This window comes from Streptomyces tubercidicus, from assembly GCF_027497495.1.
Lineage (GTDB): Bacteria > Actinomycetota > Actinomycetes > Streptomycetales > Streptomycetaceae > Streptomyces > Streptomyces tubercidicus.
This window is the reverse complement of record NZ_CP114205.1, coordinates 3,995,237-4,012,217: the sequence shown is the minus strand read 5'-3', so window position 1 is coordinate 4,012,217 and position 16,981 is coordinate 3,995,237. Positions and strand designations below refer to the sequence as shown.

The window sequence follows — 16,981 nt, the reverse complement described above, 5'->3', positions numbered from 1 at the left end:
AGGAAGAACAGGCAGCCGAGCTTCTTCTTGAGCTTGTGCGTCTAGCGCAGGAGGCCCGCAGAGCCCGAGTACGCAGCCGGTGTCTGGCCAGAGCAGCTGGCTCTTCCGAACAGCTCTAACCACATCTCGACTCTGAGGAATTCGCCGTCGCCGTGAGACTGATCATGTCGGTCACGTGGTGAGACTGCCCGCAGAGCGGCAGGTCAGTGCGCTGCCCTCTGACACGAGCCGGGAGACCCTACACGGTTGTAGGTTCCGATTTCGCTGGCGGATTCCGGATTCAGCCGGCGGCGCCGTGGCGGGTCCGCCAGCGGATGCGGATTTCATGCCTTCTTGCTGAAGATTCCACACATTGTGTGCAGCTGAGGCGCGTTTCTCATGGCGGTGTCCGCGGTGGGCACCCTGCTCCCAGTGACTGATCAAGTCGCTTTCACAGAAGCGAGATTGAGGGAGCATGACGACTACTGCGCCTGTGGAGCCGGTGCTCGTGAGCCTGAGAGGCACCGGCGGGGATGTGACCGCGGAATGTGACTGGGCCTCGGTTCTTCTCGACGCTTTGACTGCTGCCTCTCCGTATCGGACGTTCCGCTGGTACCTGGGACAGAGGCACTACTCGGGGGTGTACTGGTCTGCGACGGTGGGCGACCACGTTGTGTACGAGTCGCGGTTGGAACTCAGCCGCCTGCTGCTGGCCGACTTCGACGCCCGCGTGAGCGCCATCGTCGCGCAGCCGTTTCTCCTCACGACGTGGATCGAGGGAAAGCGGCGACGTCACATTCCTGACTACCTCCTGGTCACGGATGACGGTCCGGTGGTGGTGGACGTCAAGCCGAGGCATCGGCTGGAGGACCCGAAGGTCGCGCTGGCCTTCGCGTGGACGCGGCAAGTGGTCGAGTCACGCGGCTGGGCGTACGAGGTGTTCAGCGAGCCGCCGGCCGCCGAGCTGGAGAACGTGCGTTTCCTGGCGGGGTACCGCAGGAGTGGGCTGTTCGACCAGAGCCTGGTGGATGAGGTGGCCGGGCAGGTGGCGGACGGGATGTCCTTGGGGGACTGCTTCCTGGTACTGCCGGATCAGCCCCGGCCGCTGGTGAAGTCCACGGTGTTGCATCTGCTCTGGGTAGGCCGCCTGGTCTGCGACCTGAGCCGTCCGCTCAGCCCTGGACACTCGGTGAGGAGGGCCGCATGACGCCGGTGGCCGTGCGGGTGGGTGTGGGGACGCGCCTGCGGGTGGACGGGGAGACTGCCGAAGTCGTCGAGGTCATCGCTCTGCCTGGCGGCATGGAGGTGCTGCTGAGGGACGGGCGCGACCGGCTGTCGCGAATGTCAGTCCGTGAGCTGATGACCTCCGGCCGGGCCGAGGTCATTCCCCAAGGTCCAGGCCCGGCGTCCACCGACGAGCAGGAGACCGCGGCCGTGCTCTTCGCCAGGGCGAGCGCCGAGGAGCGCGACGAGGTGCTTGAACGCGCCGCTCACGTGCGGGAGGTGCTGTACGGCTACCGCTCCGGCTCGGCGGACCTGGCCGCGCCGGGTGAGCCACGACCGCAGTACGCGACCGGGGTGCCGCTTGGTCGGCGGTATGCGGCCAAGGCGGCCGAACTCGGGGTTGGCGTCCGCTCAGTGGAGCGCTGGGCAGCCGACTTCCAGGAGTTCGGCGAGGCCGGGCTGCTACCCCGGAAGGTTCACGAGCCCTGGAACAAGGTGGGCCGGGCCGACCCCCGTTGGGTGGAGATGGCGCTTGAGGTGATGGGCGAGTACACCGAAAAGTCCCGGCCGGGCAAGAAGCTCGTGCTGGAACAGGTCGCCGCGCGTCTGGTGGAACAGCACGGGGCCTGCACGGTGAAACTCCCGAGCCGCTCGACGGGATACCAGTGGCTGGAGCAACTGGAGCTGAAGCGACCCACGTTCCGTCAGAGCAGTAAGCGCAACGCCGAGATCGCCGCGCGGCCCAAGGGAGCCTACGGGAAGCTGCGGCCGACCCGGCCGGGCGAGTACCTGCTGATGGACACCACCCGCCTGGACGTATTCGCGCTTGATGCACTGACTCTGCAGTGGATGCAGGCCGAGGTGACCGTCGCGATGGACTGGTACACGCGTTGCATCACCGGCCTCGCGGTGACCCCGGTGTCCACGACCGCAGCAGACGTGGCCGGGGTTCTGTTCCAAACCTTCCGCCCGAGGCCGGTCGGTGAGTCCTGGCCGGAGGGCGCTGTGTGGCCGGACCACGGGATCCCACGCAAGCTACTTGTGGACTGGCAGGCGGTGGATGGGCCATTGGCCCAGGCGGCCGGCCCGGCGCTCGCGCCGGAGACGCTAGTGGTGGACCACGGCAAGGTCTACCTGTCGGAGCACCTGACCAGCGTGTGCCGCCGGATGGGGATCTCGGTGCAGCCCGCGCGACTACGTACCGGCCGCGATAAGGGGCCGATCGAGAGATTCTTCCGGACGATGCGTGAGGACCTACTGCAGGCGCTGCCCGGCTACAAGGGCCCTGACGTGCACGGACGCGGGAAGAACCCGGAGGGTGACGCGTTCTTCTTCCACCATGAACTCGAAGAGATCATCCGCGAGTGGGTGGCCACTGTGTACCACCGGCGTCCGCACAAGGGACTGGTTGACCCGCTGGTCCCGAAGCTCCGCCTGTCGCCGGTGCAGATGTTCGAGCACGGGCTGGCCAGGTCCGGATACGTGGAGGTGCCCCGCGATCCGGACCTGGCGTACGAGTTCTTGCCGGTGAAGATGCGCACAGTCCAGCACTACGGCGTCGAGATCGACGGACGCCGCTACAACGGGCCTGGCATCGACGACTTCCGTGACATGGGCAGCTCCCGCACGGGCCTGGCCACCCGCCGCAAGCCATTTGCCGTTGACCCCGGCGACATCACCCGCGTCTACTTCCGTGACCCACGCGACCGCACCTGGCACACCCTGCGGTGGGAGCACGCCCCGGCCGTCGACATGCCGCTGAGTGCCGAAGCGCTCACCTTCGCCCGCCGTCTGGCCAAGCAGAACTACCAGCACCCTGACGATCGCCTCGCCATCGCGCTGCTGCTCAAGCGCTGGCAGCTGGGGCTGGGCACCTCGCTCGCCGAGCGCCGCATCGCTCTGCGTCTGTCCCGCGAGCAGACGCTTCCGCTGCCGCCCACGTCGTCCGAGGATCCTGAGATCACGATGTTGCCGTCAGTGTCCCGGGTACTCGCCCTGCCCACACAGCCCCAAGCGACCGACGAGGACGTGGCTGTGCAGGCGGACGTCGTCGACGACACGGACGACGATGACGACCTGCTCGACGACATCGACTTCTACGCCACCGCACTGAAGGACGTGGAATGACCGCACCGCACACCCGCAGGAGCCCGACGGTCAAGGATTCGCAGGAGAGGCTGCGGCAGCGGCTGGACCATCTGACCCTTTCCCGCAAGGAGGGCTTCAAGAAGCTGGCCGAGGCCCCTGCCCGGACACAGCCCGAACCGCTGACCCGTACCCAGCTGGCCGCGCTCGGGGAAGCCGCCCGAGCCGAGTACGACCGGGCCCGCCGCAAGTGGCATGCCAACCTGGGCCCGCTGCAGACCCGGCAGATGGCCGACCTGCACGAGGACCTGTGGGACATCGTGGATAGCAACGACCAGGACGGCGACAAGGTCAAGGGCGGCATCGCCATCGACGCCTTCCCGGGCCTGGGCAAGACCACCGCGGTCCTCGCATTCGCCAAGCAGTTCCACCGCCGCGAGATCGCCGAACACGGGCGGCTCACAGACGACGGCCACGAGCGCTGGCCGGTCTGCCGGGTCGGCCTGACCAGCAACACCAGCATGCGCGATTTCAACCGCGGCATCCTGGAGTACTACGGCCACCCCGGCCGCCACCGCGGCACCGCCACCGACTTCGGGTTTCGCGCCCTGGACTGCGTCCTGTCTTGCGAGACGAAGCTGTTGATCGTCGACGACCTGCACTTCCTCAAGTGGCGCAACACCAACGGCATCGAGGTCAGCAACCACTTCAAGTACATCGCCAACGAATTCCCCGTCACGCTGTTGCTGGTCGGGGTGGGCCTGGAGGCCCGGGGACTCTTCGACGAGGGGACCAGCTACGAAGACGGGGTCCTGGCCCAGACCGGCCGCCGCACCACCCGCCTGGACATGACTTCCTTCTCCGTCGCCACCGAGCTGGGCCGCCGCGACTGGCGCAATACCCTGCTCGCGATCGAACAGCGCGTCGTCCTCGCACAGTGCCGACCTGGCATGATCGCTGACGACTTGTCCGACTACCTCTTCGCCCGCAGCACCGGACACATCGGCTCCCTGATGACACTGATCAATCGAGGTTGCCAGCGCGCCATTCGCACCGGAGCTGAACACCTGGATATCGCCCTGCTCGACCAGGTCAAGAACGACGCAGCCGCCGAGAAGGGACAACGCGAACTCCGCCTGGCCTTCGAGAAGGGAAAGCTCCGCAGCCAGCCCCGCAAGAACGCTGCCTGATGAGTCGGCGAACCCTGCCGATCCGCCTCGCCCCGCTGCCCGGCGAGGCCCTAGACTCCTGGTTCGAGGCTACTGCCCACCGCCTGCACACGCCCCTGACCCACCTCCTGCCTCAACTCGGCTTGTCACCCCGGCGGTCACGCAGTAACCGCACCGTAGACATCCCGATCAACTGGACCGTCCTGCTCCGACCTGCCGAGGCCGATGCGGTCGCCGCCACCGGCACCGCCCCCGACCGGCTGGCGGCCATGACCTTGGAGCAGTACAACCACCGCGCGGTAGAAATCGACACCGCCACCCGGCAGGTGATGCGCCAGGTTCTGTGGGGACGCGCCCGCGGCTCCCGCTTCTGCCCCGACTGCCTGCGTGACAACGGCGGCCGCTGGCCCCTGTCCTGGCGCCTGGGCTGGACCTTCGCCTGCACCACCCACCAGCGCCTGCTGGCCGACCTGTGCCCGCACTGCGGGCACATCCCCCGCCAGAGCTCCCACCCCGTGCACGTGATCCCCCAGCAGGGGCTCTGCGCAGCCCCGCTTGCCACCAACGGCAGACGGTCCACGAGCGCCCGCTGCCACACACCCCTCACCGACGCCGAGAGCCGGCACCTGGGCCCCGACCATCCAGCCCTACTCGCTCAGCTCGCCCTCGACGAGATCATCGCCTCCGTCACCATCGGCTCCGGCATCTATACCGGCAGGCCACAGCCGGTACGGACCGTCCTGGCCGACATGCACTCCGTCGCAGTACGAGCCCTGAACGCACCCAGCCTCAGCAACCTCGTCAGCTTCGTGCCCGCCGATCTCCTCGACGCCTACGAGGGTGTGCGGGCACTGAAGCCCGGACAGAGCGCCATCGCCAACCCGCCCAAACGCCTGGGCTTCATGACTCCTCCGAGCGCGATCACGACCGCAGTGAGCCTCACCGCTGCCGTGCGCGTCCTGGCTACGAACGACGTTCAGGACGCGGCCGAGACCCTGCGGCAATTTTTCCCCGCCGCCCGGAAATTCCACGGCCAGCTCAGCCCCACCAGTATCGACCGATGGGGACACGCCTGCAGTCCGGTCATCAAAGCTGTACGCCTCGCGGCGGTGGGCCCGCTGCTGCGGCCCACCGACCAGCTGCGCTACCGGGTCGCCTCACCCTTCCCCGGACAGCACACCTCCACCGATCGCGTCTCCGAGCGATACCGCTTCGTCCCCACGATGTTCTGGCCCACCTGGTCCCTGCTGTTGCAGCCCGGCACCGGCCTGCTGCCGCGCGTCATGCGGCCAGCCCTGTCCGCCGCACTCCTGTTCGTCGGCAGCCGCCTGGAGTACGCCGAAGCCGCCCGGCTCCTCGCCGATCGCGACCGGAGCAACGCCCGTCACATCATCCAGCAGGTGTTCAACGACCCACAGTGGCGAACCATCTCCACCGCCCTCGTGCGGCTGGCCGACCACCTCGACGCACACCCCGCCCCGATCGACTACCAGCGCCGACGGAAACTCGACTACACGGACCTGCTACCCAGGGAAGTGTGGGACACCATCAGCCGGAACGCGGGGATCCTGCCTGGCCGGCAGGTCCGCAGCAAGCTCGCCCGCGCTTTCCTGTTCGAGCGCTTGAGCGGAATGCCGACTGACTTGGCACCCACGCACTTCCGTACCAACACTGCCCCCGAACGTTCCCTCCTGGCCGGCTTCATCGCAGACCTCACCCCCGACCTCGCCGCTGAACTAGATCTCGTGGCACAGGACTTCCTCCGTTCCCACGGCATCGCCGAGCCGACCACCTGGCAGCCGCCCAAGAACCTCCTGGCCGGCCTCGTGCTGCCCGGTACTGACCCCGACGCCGTGGAGGTAAAGCATCTCCATGAGCTGGTCCGTAGACCTGACGCCAGCGTCGGACGCGTCGCCCAAGCCCTCGGCACCACCATCGAGACCGTCCGGCACGTACTCTCCGAGCAGCCCGCACCCCCGCTACCGAAGACCCTCGCACAAGCCCGTGCCACTGGAGACATGCGCCGTTGGGCCCGCACTGTCCTACCCAAAGAGGAATTCGCCCGCCTCTACCACGACCAGCAACTCTCCCTGCGGAAGATCGCTGACAAGTACGGCATCGGCCTCAAGGTCATCACCGCCCTCGGCCGTGAATACGGCATCGTCACGCGCCAGTTCGGCGGTCCCATCCCTATCTCCGTCGACCGCGACTGGCTGCATTACCAGTACGTGGTCCAGCAGCGGACCCTTGGCCAGATCGCGGCCGAGCTCGGCATGAGCGACACCAACCTCCTGCGCCGGGCACGCCAGCTCGGCATCCCGTTGCGCTCTAGCGGTGGTCCGAGCCACGCCAGCGCTCTCACTGTCCGGGCCCAGGCCAAGGCCGCCCCGCCCATCTTGCGGAAGGTGCTGACCGGCACCGGAGCCCACGAGCGCCTCCGACGCTTCGCCGCCGCAGCCGACTACCGCTCCATGCAGGTCGCAGCTCACGAGCTCGACGTGTGCTCCTCCGCCCTCGTCCTGCAAATTAACCGCCTCGAACGAGAACTCGGCGGGCCACTGTTCCATCGGGCCAACCGGAAGCGCCCCATGGCGCTCACCCCGCTTGGCGAGTGTCTCCTCGCAGCGATCCACCAACACCTGTAGCGACCTCCCACTTGGGCTCCCGTTCTGCGAGACCTGTTCTGGCGCCAACGGCCATCATGGGAAGAACTGTGACGATATTGCGAACCTTTCGTAGCGTAGAGGGGTTGAATGCCTACGGTGCGTGTCGCTACGGTGTCGCAATGCCTGTGGACGATGGGGGTGACCGGTTCGCGGACGCGATCCGGCTTTTGCTTCTCATAGCAGCGACCGCTGACTCACTCGACGAGCTTGCCATGCGCGCAGCGCCGACCAACGCGGTCGCGGTAATTCACGCGGAGAGCCGCTTGCAGAAGCTGGACTTCTGGCTGCGTAACCCTGATTACCTTGCAGATGAGCTGCTCAACGACTACGAGCGTCAGCCGGATCCACTATTGCTGGACCTGGCGGGCCGGATCCTGGACTCGGAGGAGCCAGAGATCTGTGCGATCCCGATGGTCCGCTACCTTTTCGGCGCGTTCGAACACCTGGATCGTGCGTTGAGTGTGCTGGTGGCGCCCCGGTTGCTAGTGGTGTCCAGCCAGCGCGGAGCGAGCGGACAAGTGATCAAGGATAGCTACTACCTGACGCAGAAGGGTCGGGATGTCGCCGAGCATGCCACGGCGCAATTTCCCGAGCTGGCGTGGTACACCGAGCGGGCGGTGTTGGTCCGGGCGTTGGCGGAGGCCACTGGGCATACGGCATTGGCTCTGCGTAAGCGCCAGTATCTGCAGCGGGATTACGCGCAGACGCCGCTGGGCGCCATCATTCCGTCGATTGCGGACCGGACGCGGGAGAGGCTGGGGTGCCTTCGGGTGGCCGCGTTGGGAGGGAACGCTGCATGAAAGCCGACTTGCCGGTTCCATCAGAGGGCGAGCTTTACGAGCGCATCGCCGACCGGGTTGGTATCGAGCCGGAGCAGATAGCCGAGGTGTTGGCGTCCCACGGGCTGGAGCTGACGGGGTCGCTGCCCGCGAAGCGCGAGTTAGTGGTGCACCGCTTGTACTGCGAGGGCCGTAAGACCGGTACCACAGGCAATGACGGCCCCTTCACGGTTGACATCAGGCTGGGGCGTGGCCCCTGGGCGATCTCCAGCAGCATCAACTCGGCTGGCAAGTCGAGCTTGCTTTGGGCGCTGAGTTTCGCGCTACGAGGCGAGGGGTTCGATGCGTTCTGCCGTCCCGAGACCGTGGGCTGGTTCCGCTTCGTGCGCGTTGACATTGAGGTCGGCGGGGCGGCCGCGTCGGTCCGTCTGTTCTTCGACAAGCCTGGGCATCCCAGTACCCGGTTACTGACTGCTGACGCGATCGACGATCTGCTTGCGCTGGAAGGCCAGTCAGAAGGCCGAATGGGTGTGCGCCTGGCTGCCACGGCTGAGCCCAGCGGCGTGAAGGGCTTGATTGGCCGGTTCATGATGGAGCGCCTCGGCCTGCAGTCGGTATCGGTGTGGGCAGCAGAGTCGAACGCCCCGAAGGACGAGAACGGCAACCGTGACAGCGCCGAGCAGGTCCACGGCTGGGCCAGCTTCTTTTACGCCATCGCGTTGAACTCGGCCAGCGACAGCCTCCTCCTCGGGCCGACCCTCGTCGGACAGCTTCCGGTCAAGCTGATGCAGCTGTTCCTGGACGTCCCGTATGCGGCGGAGTTGTCCCGCTTGTCTACGCTGCGTAAGGCGGAGACGCAGGAGGTCAGCCGGGTTGCGCGTCGTGCCAAGGAAGACGCGCGTGCCCGCGACGAGCAGGTCGCCCCGCTTCGCGAGGCCCTTGAGGAAGCCCAGCAGCGTCTTAGGAGAATGGAGGCCGCCAGGCCGGACGTTGGGGGCCTCGTTGCCGCGGTGGACCAGGCCGCCGCCGAACTTGCCGCACAGCAGACGGCACATCAGGAGGCCAGCGAGCAGCACCGGGCCGCGAGGAAGGCCCGTCAGTCAGACCAGCGAGCGGAGCGCCGGGCCAAGCAGAGCAGCGCCGCCCGGTTGCTGCTGGGCGCGCTGGACCCGGAGGTGTGTCCGCGGTGCGACCACGAGATCGACGATGCGCGCCGCGCGGCTGAGAACGACGAGCACCAGTGCGCCGTATGCGCGCGTCCACTGCCTAGCGTTCTGGAGGACCCTCAGGCCCAGGCGGAGGCCCTCGCTCGTATCGACACCCGTCTGGCTGCCTCGAAGGTAGCTGAGGACAGTTGCGCGGCCACGCTCGCTGCCACCGCAGAGCGACTTGCGGCCGCACGGGCAGCCTACGATGAGTCCGCTGCACAGCTGGCGAAGGTCCGCTCAAGCGACTGGTTCGTTCTCTTCGACAAGTCCCAACGCGAAGTCGACCAGATGCGAGGTGCACTGACCCTGGCCACCGGCGGCAAGTGCGAAGACACCCCGCCGGCGCTTGCGGCGGCCCTGGCCGCGGCGAAGCCGGTTCAGGAGAACTCGGTCGAGCAGGGGTCAGGCTACGAGACGGTGCTGGCCGCAGCAGCTGAGGCGCTCAAGGACGTCGTGGATCGGCACAGCCGTGCGCTGTTCTCTGAACTCAACGACGAGATCGTCCAGATCGCCCACGACCTGGGCGTCACGAACCTGACGAGCGTGAACCTCTCACTCGGGGGTCAGCTCAACGCCGTCAAATCCGGTGCCAAGCACAGGTTCTCCGCCTTCAGCCCCGTCGACCGGCTACGGATGAGGATTGCGGTCGTCGTTGGCATGATCAAGGTCAGCCGTCGCAGGGGCATCATGTCTCACCCCGGCCTGCTGCTGATCGACGCGCCCACAGCCGAGGAACTAACCTCGCAGGCGACCCACCAGGTGTTGGACACCCTGTATCGCACCGGTAACACGGTGCCCGGCCTGCAGATGATCATTACTTCGATCGAGGACGCCGTCTGGGATATCTATCCGAAGGACCGTATTGTGACGGGAGTCGACGGCCGCGAACTGTTCTGATAGGCAAAAGGGGCACCGCGAGGCTTCAACCGACGCTGGGGGAAAGCAGTTGTGCACGTCATCGATGAGCGGATCTCCGCGTGGGCGTGTACGGCCACTCCCGACCAACGCCGTGCCGGACCGACCCTGGATGATTTGGGCGGGTTAGACGAGGTCCTCACACATACGGACTATTTCACGAGTGGCCCGCTCCTTGGTTTCCTTGTCAGTGCTGCCGCGAACGAGCCGCAAGCCACTTTCCCGTCTGCGTTGGGCGATGCGATTATCAAGGGCCTGGCGTCCTCGACCCGGCACCTCGCTTTCGCGGAAGCCGTCGACACGCTAGCCACCCATCCGCGACTGGTCGGCGTCCTGGGAACGAAAGCCACCCGGACGCTGCTACGCCGGCTCACCGAAGCCCAGGACGCTGGGGACGACCCAGCATCCGCACTCATTGGTGCCGAAGCCGCTGAGTGCCTCGTGCAGTTCACCCTGGCAGGTGTCGCCACCCCGGCTCAGCTGTTGGGTGCGATGGACATGGTCACCGAGGACACAGCTGCTCTGCCGACTGCGTTCGCAGCACGCCTTCCCCGCCTGCTGGGCGTCCTGGACGCGCACCATCCTGGTGCCGGCCTGCGAGAGGCCCTGGAACGCTGCCTCATCCCGGAGCACACCTTTCGGGACGCGGCCTTCGAACTAGCCCTGGGCGACGTCCGCACCGCTCTGGAACAGGACAATTACCAGGCGATGGTCGAGCAGCTTTCGATAAGCAGGCGGCGTCTCGACGAGCTGGCAGCCGTCGATCCCGATCGCCTTGACGCCCAGATCTACCTGGCAGGGATCGATGGCCTGCTCGGTCTATCTGCGCCCGACGCCCCCGTCCGCGTGGCCGCAGCAGCCCAGGCGCTGCACGATCGAGTGCAGAACTACCGAGCCTGGCGCATGCGTACCAGCACACCCGCATGGGCGAAGGGCCGCCAAGACGACATCACCGCCTGGTGCGAACTTACTGTCCTCCTGGACTACGCGGCCCAGCACATGGGCGACGATGACCCGTGGTACGCCCACGGCCACGGGATCCTCACCGCGCTCCTGCGCGCCTACACAGCGCACCACACCGTGAAGGTACTGACCGACACTCCGGCGGAGCAGGTTGTGGAAACTCTGGTCGCCCCGGTCATTGAGGATGCTTTCCTCCGGAGCGAGAACCGGTTCCGCATCCTTGAGCACGCACTGACCCACGACGAGGATTTTCGCGACGACGGGGCCGCGCAACGCCTGCACGCCTCCCTCAGCGCCCGCCTGCGTAGCTCTGCCCTCCTTGATCCCGGGGCGGAGGTTGACCCGGGAAAGACACGGCGCTGGCCGCAGTTGGCGCGCCAGTTTCCCGAAGACTTCGCTGTCTTTACTGACCAGAACAGCGACAAGGTGTTGGACAGGCTGGAGTTGGCTTTGCGCGACAGTGATGACTTCCTTCTCTCGGTGACCGATGCCAAGTACAGCCGGCTGATGGACACGCTGGTGGTGAGACTGGAGAAGTCCCGCGACTGGATTGCCACAGTTGCCGAGCCCTTCCAAGTCTTGCTGGAGGCGACCGTCCGCTTCGCGTTCCTGTGCTACGACGTGGGCCGCACGACGGGTGGCAGCTATACCGAGTACCTGCGCGGGCGCGACAAGGACGGCAAGAAGCAGAAGGTCGACGAAGCCCTGTTCCATCAGCATTACCGGGAGTTTCTCGCCGTCACTGCTCTGTTCCGGGTCGCGCACTTCGAGGTGATCGATAAGGGTGGTGGCCGCGCCGACGTCTTGGTCACCTTCCCTGCTGCTTATTTCAACGTCGAATGCAAGATCGAGGAAGAGGACGCGAGTAAGGACGGTCTGCGCACGTACGTCGCCCAGGCGGCTGAGTACCAGAACGCCGGCCCTTCCTTCGCGATCCTCCTGGCCTTGGACAAGACCGTCGGCGCGGAGGGTGCCATCAATTTGTTCGACAGCATCTGGATCGAGGAGGTTCAACGGACCGGAGAGCTCGAGCCATGCCTCGTGGTCGTTGTGCGTGTACCGGGCGGACGCGAGAACCCAAACAGACTCAGGCCCGCTCCGCGGCGAATCTGATGAGATGAGTGGAGAGCGGCAACCCCCGAGGATGAAACGGCTGTATGACAGCCAGTCCTCGTGCGATTCTGAGGTGGGGATGCGACGCGTAGACATCAGGCCAGCCTCCAGGGCATTGGCATAAATGCCTGTGAGGATCAGGACACGCATCCCCTTGACGGCCTGCACGGCGCTGTCACCGATGCTCGCCCGCTCCAGGCGGCTCCCGCCGCCCGCTGGTGACGGGCTGCTTCTGACTGTCTCACCGGACTGCTGCCGATCCTGCCATCTCTAGGTACTTGATTGCGGAGTGCAACCGTTCAAGGTCGTCCTTGAAGTGCCCGATGCCGAGATTGCACGCGTGGCAGAGCAGCCCCCTGACCTGCCCGCTTGAGTGGGAGTGGTCGACGCAGGGGGTGAATTCCCGTACGTCCAGATCGAAGGGCACGGTGCAGATGCCACAGGCGAAGTTCTGTGTTACCAGCAGGGTCTCGAAGTCCTCCAGAGCCATCCCGTAGCTCACCCGTAGCCACCGCTTGCGCTCCTTCTCCGCGAAGCATTTCCGACAGACACGTGCTTCCCCGTTGAAGTACCAACCGACCTCCGCGTACACGTGACCGTTCGAACACTCAGGGGTGTCATCCCACGCCTTACGGCGCTTCCACTCGTGGTCGCTAGGGTCTTTCCCCTGCCGCCGCATGGTCGACGCAGCCTGGCAGATGCGACAGATTCGACGGCCCTTCGGGTCGATGTACAGGCTCTCGTCAGTCCACTTGTGCCCGTGCGCACAGCGTTCGAGGTGATCCTTCCGCCGTTCCTTGCCCTTGTACCGCCCCGCTTCACCGAGGGGCGTGCGCCCTGGACGGGGTTGGGAGGTGGAGAGGTGCGCCGGCGACAAGCAGAGCTTGTTCCCGCACGTCTGCTTGACGTGCTGCCCCTTGCGCAAGGTCTGACCCGTATGGTGCTCGTACATCCAGCGGTGCAAGAGGATCTGCCGCGCCTTCCCCTCTTCTCGCCAGTGTTTGCGGTCCGTGGTCTGGGGCCGTCCTTCTTTGCTCACCGTGCCAGTCCATACCAGGCACGCCCCTGACTCGGTGCAGTGCCCGAGCACGAAGTCGAGCGAGGTGCCTTCGACCTCCTTACGCATGTACTCGGTCGAGCCGTAACGCGTCTCCCGCCGGTAGCAAGGTTGGCACTTGCCACGGCGCAGAGGTGAGTAGGGCTTCCCACACGCCTCGCACTTCTTTTTTGCTGCGGGAGGGATATAGCTCTGACGATTCATCCGCGAACCGTAGTACCTGGGACCGACAGTCGTGGTCGGAGGCGTCAGACACCTACTCGTTGATCACAAATGAGATCTCCAACGAGGAGAACGTTTCTCTCGCCCCCTCAGTCGGCAAATTGGGCTTTGCTGTGCCAATCGCACTACTGGATCCGCAAGGCCAAGGTGCAGTGGGGTCGCCGTTACTCGCCGGACGAGGTTGCCGAGAACAGTGAACGCGATCGGTACGAGCTCGCGCGTGAGCAAGGTGAGACCTGGGCCGGGGCGGATGTCCAGGGTGCGCCGGCTTCTGGGTGCATGGCGCCGGTGATCCGCATCGAGCTGCGGTGGGACCGCCTGAGGCCGCGCTAGGAATCCGCCACGGCCGTGAGACTCGTCAGTCCCGACAGCTGTTGAGACTGGTCGGATCGTGCCAGGTCAGCGGGATCCTCTATGACACGGGTGGCGAGAACCTACAGCGGTTACAGGTTCTCAGGGGTACCCGCCGCCGTGAAGCGACTCGGCATTACCCCCGAAGAAGCCAAGCCGAGGAAGAAGTGCCGCCGCTAACTGTCAGGCAACGATCCCTCCATCAGCTCGCTGAACTCATCGGATACGGCCCTCGGACCGACGGCAGGCCCTCATCGACTGCTGGATCCGTCTGGTGCCTGTGCTCTGAAGATGCCCGAGGACTCACCTTCTATCGGGTCTTCTGAACGTGGGTGGTCGCGGTATCAAGGGGGGTGCCGTCGGCGCTGGTCGGGACGATTTCCGGTACAGGGGTGCCGTGCTCATCGACCAGGGTGGAGTGCGCTTCGCCGGGGGCGAAGGCGTGGCGCTCCCCCCACTGCCGCAGAGTGAGGATGACTGAGAAGAGGTCGCGGCCGGCGTCGGTGAGCACGTATTCCTGACGCCGGCCCGACGGCGCGGTGCGCTGGGCGAGGAGCCCGTAAGCGGTGAGCTTGCGCAGGCGCTCAGTGAGGATGTTGCGGGCGATACCGGTACGTCGCTGGAACTCGGTGAACGATCGCGCCCCGTCCATCGCGTCGCGGATGACAAGAAGGCTCCACCTGTCGCCGACGAGGTCGAGTGTGCGGGCGACGGGGCAGTCGGGGTCGGTCCAGTCAGGCTTCGGGGCGCGCATGGTGGTGCGCGACATGACACCTCCCAATGAGTTGCGGATTGAAACCAGCATGCCCTAACGTCAAAACGGTTGCAATTCGCTACTGATTGGGTTGGGGTGCGATGGACGTGTGGCGGCGACTTCTGCTCGCGGCGGTGTGTGGCGTCGCTGTGGCCGGCATCTATGCCGCGCAGCCGGTTCTGGAGCCGATGGGACGGGATCTCGGTGTGCCGGCAGCACACACGGGGTGGATCGTTGCGATCGGTCAGTTCGGCTACCTGGCAGGGCTGGTGCTGCTGGTGCCGCTTGGCGATGTGGTCGTCAACAGGCGCCGGCTCATCGCCGTGCACCTGGCGATCACCGCAACGGGCATGATCCTTACGGCCTCGGCGTCAGCCGCATGGATGGCGTTCGCGGGGCTCGCGGTGGCCGGTCTGTTCGCGGTCGTCGTACAGACCACGGTGGCCTACGCCGCATCGGTCTCGCCGCCTGCCGAGCGCGGACGAAATATTGGCGTCGTGACCTCGGGTGTTGTGGTCGGCATCCTGGGCGCGCGGGTCGTCACCGGCACGCTCGCCGATGTATGGGGCTGGCGGAGCATCTATGCCGTGCTGGCGGTGCTCTCGCTCGGGCTCGCGGCTCTCGTTCTCGTCGCTCTGCCGCCAGAGGAACGTCCCAGCCGGCCTGAGGGGTACAGGCGGGCCGTCGCTTCACTTGGCGGACTCTTCGGTCAGCGCCTCTTGCTGACGCGGGGGCTCATCGCGTTCTTCTTGTTCGCATCCTTCGGAACGCTGTGGAGCGGGCTGTCCCTGCCGCTTGCGGACGCACCGTGGCACCTGAGCGAAAGCCAGATCGGATTGTTCGGCATCGCGGGACTCGCCGGCGCCCTCGGCGCGGCACGCGCGGGACGGTGGGCGGATGCAGGACGGACGACTCAGGTCGCCGGCCTCGCGCTCACCCTGCTCGTCCTCTCGTGGGCAGCGATCGAGCAGCTGCCGTGGACACTGGGGCTCCTCACCGTCGGAATCGTGGCCCTTGACTTCGCGGTCCAGGCCGTACATGTGAGCAACCAGCACCTGCTCACCACCGCGCATCCGGAGCGCACCAGCAGCGTCATCGGCGGCTACATGGTCTTCTATTCGCTCGGCTCCGCCCTCGGTGCAGCCGCAACCACCGCCATCTACACCCTTCACGGCTGGGCGGGCTCCAGTCTCCTCGGGGCAGGATTCGCGGTCTGCGCGATGGCCGTGTGGGCGACGAACAGGCGACTCCCCTCGGTGGCGCAAACATCCGTCGCTCTCGGCACAGAGAAAGCGCGCGCGAGCGAAAGCAAGCCGCTGGTCAAGCCGGACAGGTCATGAACAGCCGCAGAGCCCCTTGAGTGCTCTCCGGCATCTGCAGCCGCTGACCTCTCGGCCGCGCGGAGGCTTCTTGGCATCATCTCGACATGGCCCCACCCCTTCCCCGCACGGTTCGAGCTGTCGGCACCGCTCAGCTACTGGACCTGGCCCAAGAGGCCGCCATGCACGGCTTCAGCCAGCGGCTCCCGGTTGACTGGCTCCAAGAGCACCTTGCGGCAGAGGCGACGCACTACCTGTTCCCTAGGCTCGTGCAGCGGCTCAGGCACCGTCCCGAGGTGCCGCTGCAGTGGAGGTGCCAGCAGCTTCTGACAGTCAGGACCGGTGAACAGATCCAGGGTCTGCTCGACGTCCTTCCTGACACCTTCGACAAACTTCCGGAGACCTTGGACACGGCGTCCAAGAAGGACATCGTCAGCCGCATCGAGCGAGCAGTGACCCAGCGCGAGTGGGTGGAACGGATGGCTGCCGGACCGTCGGCCGTTGCCCTGCCTGAAGAGCCTGCCTGAAGAGCCTGTCTGAAGGATCAGTTCCTCACGCAGGTCGGGAATGGCAGGCGACCTCCCAGGCCGCCTCGATCATCCGGAAGATCTCGTCCACCGCGGCCTCCGGATCGGCCGTATCGCGGGCCAGCGAGTAGGCGTCGATCACGAACCTTGCGATCGTCCGGCAGGCCGTTGTGGTCTGTGGCAGGTCGGGAGCGGCGGCGAGGGTCGTGGCCAGCGACTCGGCGTGGCGCAGCCGCATCGACTCCTCGTACTCCCGCAGGGCGGGTGAGGCGTCGATCATGTGCCAGATCGGGGCGGCGCTGTCGGCCGTGCAATGTCGCACCAGGGCCTGGATTTCGCGGCGCAGCGCGGGGATGAGCGGCTCGTGCGGCGTCCGGCCGGTGACCGCCCGCGCGAGGCGTTGTTCGAAGTCCTCGTCCTGCTCGAACACCAGGGCCTCTTTCGAGGCGAAGTGGGAGAAGACCGTGGTGACGGCTACGTCGGCCTCGGCGGCCACGTCACGGATGCCCACCGCGTCGTAGCCGCGTTCCAGGAAGAGCCGCAGCGCGGTGTCAGCGATCTTCTGGCGGGTCGCGGCCTTCTTGCGCTCACGGCGTCCGGACGGCTCGGTCATGGCGCGACACTATCAGGTACGAAAGCGCAACTGTTCT

At 66.2% G+C, this 16,981-nt stretch carries 12 protein-coding genes; 9 read left to right on the top strand and 3 right to left on the bottom strand.

Annotated features, from left to right (window positions below; genetic code table 11):
* Positions 1 to 514 precede the first annotated feature (514 nt).
* The 7 genes from STRTU_RS17440 (at position 515) to STRTU_RS17410 (ending at position 12,101) form a co-directional block, all read left to right on the top strand.
* A complete protein-coding gene (locus tag STRTU_RS17440) occupies positions 515 to 1,186 on the top strand; it encodes a TnsA-like heteromeric transposase endonuclease subunit (protein WP_159747024.1) in 672 nt (223 codons plus the stop codon).
* Positions 1,183 to 3,330, top strand: a complete 2,148-nt coding sequence (locus STRTU_RS17435) for a Mu transposase C-terminal domain-containing protein (protein ID WP_159744411.1) — start codon at positions 1,183 to 1,185, stop codon at positions 3,328 to 3,330. The genes STRTU_RS17440 and STRTU_RS17435 overlap by 4 nt, the downstream gene beginning before the upstream one ends.
* On the top strand, positions 3,327 to 4,478 hold the full coding sequence (locus tag STRTU_RS17430) for an AAA family ATPase (RefSeq protein WP_159744409.1): 1,152 nt from the start codon (positions 3,327 to 3,329) through the stop codon (positions 4,476 to 4,478). The genes STRTU_RS17435 and STRTU_RS17430 overlap by 4 nt, the downstream gene beginning before the upstream one ends.
* Positions 4,478 to 7,102, top strand: coding sequence for a TniQ family protein (locus STRTU_RS17425; protein ID WP_159744408.1), 2,625 nt, complete (start codon positions 4,478 to 4,480; stop codon positions 7,100 to 7,102). The genes STRTU_RS17430 and STRTU_RS17425 overlap by 1 nt, the downstream gene beginning before the upstream one ends.
* 140 nt (positions 7,103 to 7,242) lie before the next feature.
* Positions 7,243 to 7,923: a hypothetical protein gene (locus STRTU_RS17420; RefSeq protein WP_159744406.1), complete on the top strand. Its 681-nt coding sequence runs from the start codon at positions 7,243 to 7,245 to the stop codon at positions 7,921 to 7,923.
* On the top strand, positions 7,920 to 10,007 hold the full coding sequence (locus tag STRTU_RS17415) for a hypothetical protein (protein ID WP_159744404.1): 2,088 nt from the start codon (positions 7,920 to 7,922) through the stop codon (positions 10,005 to 10,007). Before STRTU_RS17420 ends, STRTU_RS17415 begins: the two co-directional genes overlap by 4 nt.
* 51 nt (positions 10,008 to 10,058) lie before the next feature.
* Complete coding sequence (locus STRTU_RS17410) at positions 10,059 to 12,101, top strand: hypothetical protein (RefSeq protein WP_159744402.1); 2,043 nt, start codon at positions 10,059 to 10,061, stop codon at positions 12,099 to 12,101.
* A 241-nt stretch (positions 12,102 to 12,342) separates the two neighbouring features.
* Here STRTU_RS17410 and STRTU_RS17405 read toward each other — a convergent pair whose 3' ends face one another.
* The gene (locus STRTU_RS17405) at positions 12,343 to 13,362 is read right to left on the bottom strand and encodes an endonuclease domain-containing protein (RefSeq protein WP_159744400.1); all 1,020 of its coding nucleotides are present in this window, start codon (positions 13,360 to 13,362) and stop codon (positions 12,343 to 12,345) included.
* 679 nt (positions 13,363 to 14,041) lie between these two features.
* Entirely contained in the window at positions 14,042 to 14,500 is a 459-nt protein-coding gene (locus STRTU_RS17400; RefSeq protein ID WP_159744398.1) for a winged helix-turn-helix transcriptional regulator, read from the bottom strand.
* Between the two features lie 86 nt (positions 14,501 to 14,586).
* Between STRTU_RS17400 and STRTU_RS17395 the strand changes: the two genes are divergently transcribed.
* Both STRTU_RS17395 and STRTU_RS17390 read left to right on the top strand, forming a co-directional pair.
* On the top strand, positions 14,587 to 15,825 hold the full coding sequence (locus STRTU_RS17395) for an MFS transporter (protein ID WP_159744397.1): 1,239 nt from the start codon (positions 14,587 to 14,589) through the stop codon (positions 15,823 to 15,825).
* 86 nt (positions 15,826 to 15,911) lie between these two features.
* On the top strand, positions 15,912 to 16,331 hold the full coding sequence (locus STRTU_RS17390; RefSeq protein ID WP_159744395.1) for a hypothetical protein: 420 nt from the start codon (positions 15,912 to 15,914) through the stop codon (positions 16,329 to 16,331).
* 25 nt (positions 16,332 to 16,356) lie between these two features.
* On the opposite strand, the gene STRTU_RS17385 is transcribed toward STRTU_RS17390, so the two are convergent.
* Positions 16,357 to 16,944 (bottom strand): TetR/AcrR family transcriptional regulator, encoded by a 588-nt coding sequence (locus STRTU_RS17385; protein ID WP_159744393.1) that lies wholly within the window; start codon positions 16,942 to 16,944, stop codon positions 16,357 to 16,359.
* Between the last annotated feature and the right edge of the window lie 37 nt (positions 16,945 to 16,981).

What these genes read in the sequence shown, in the direction of transcription:
- STRTU_RS17415 (WP_159744404.1), top strand. Translation starts at nt 7,920, where the DNA reads ATGAAAGCCGACTTGCCGGTTCCATCAGAGGGCGAGCTTTACGAGCGC.
- STRTU_RS17390 (WP_159744395.1), top strand. Translation starts at nt 15,912, where the DNA reads ATGGCCCCACCCCTTCCCCGCACGGTTCGAGCTGTCGGCACCGCTCAG.
- STRTU_RS17405 (WP_159744400.1), bottom strand. Translation starts at nt 13,362, where the DNA reads ATGAATCGTCAGAGCTATATCCCTCCCGCAGCAAAAAAGAAGTGCGAG.
- STRTU_RS17395 (WP_159744397.1), top strand. Translation starts at nt 14,587, where the DNA reads ATGGACGTGTGGCGGCGACTTCTGCTCGCGGCGGTGTGTGGCGTCGCT.
- STRTU_RS17430 (WP_159744409.1), top strand. Translation starts at nt 3,327, where the DNA reads ATGACCGCACCGCACACCCGCAGGAGCCCGACGGTCAAGGATTCGCAG.
- STRTU_RS17420 (WP_159744406.1), top strand. Translation starts at nt 7,243, where the DNA reads ATGCCTGTGGACGATGGGGGTGACCGGTTCGCGGACGCGATCCGGCTT.
- STRTU_RS17385 (WP_159744393.1), bottom strand. Translation starts at nt 16,944, where the DNA reads ATGACCGAGCCGTCCGGACGCCGTGAGCGCAAGAAGGCCGCGACCCGC.
- STRTU_RS17425 (WP_159744408.1), top strand. Translation starts at nt 4,478, where the DNA reads ATGAGTCGGCGAACCCTGCCGATCCGCCTCGCCCCGCTGCCCGGCGAG.
- STRTU_RS17435 (WP_159744411.1), top strand. Translation starts at nt 1,183, where the DNA reads ATGACGCCGGTGGCCGTGCGGGTGGGTGTGGGGACGCGCCTGCGGGTG.
- STRTU_RS17400 (WP_159744398.1), bottom strand. Translation starts at nt 14,500, where the DNA reads ATGTCGCGCACCACCATGCGCGCCCCGAAGCCTGACTGGACCGACCCC.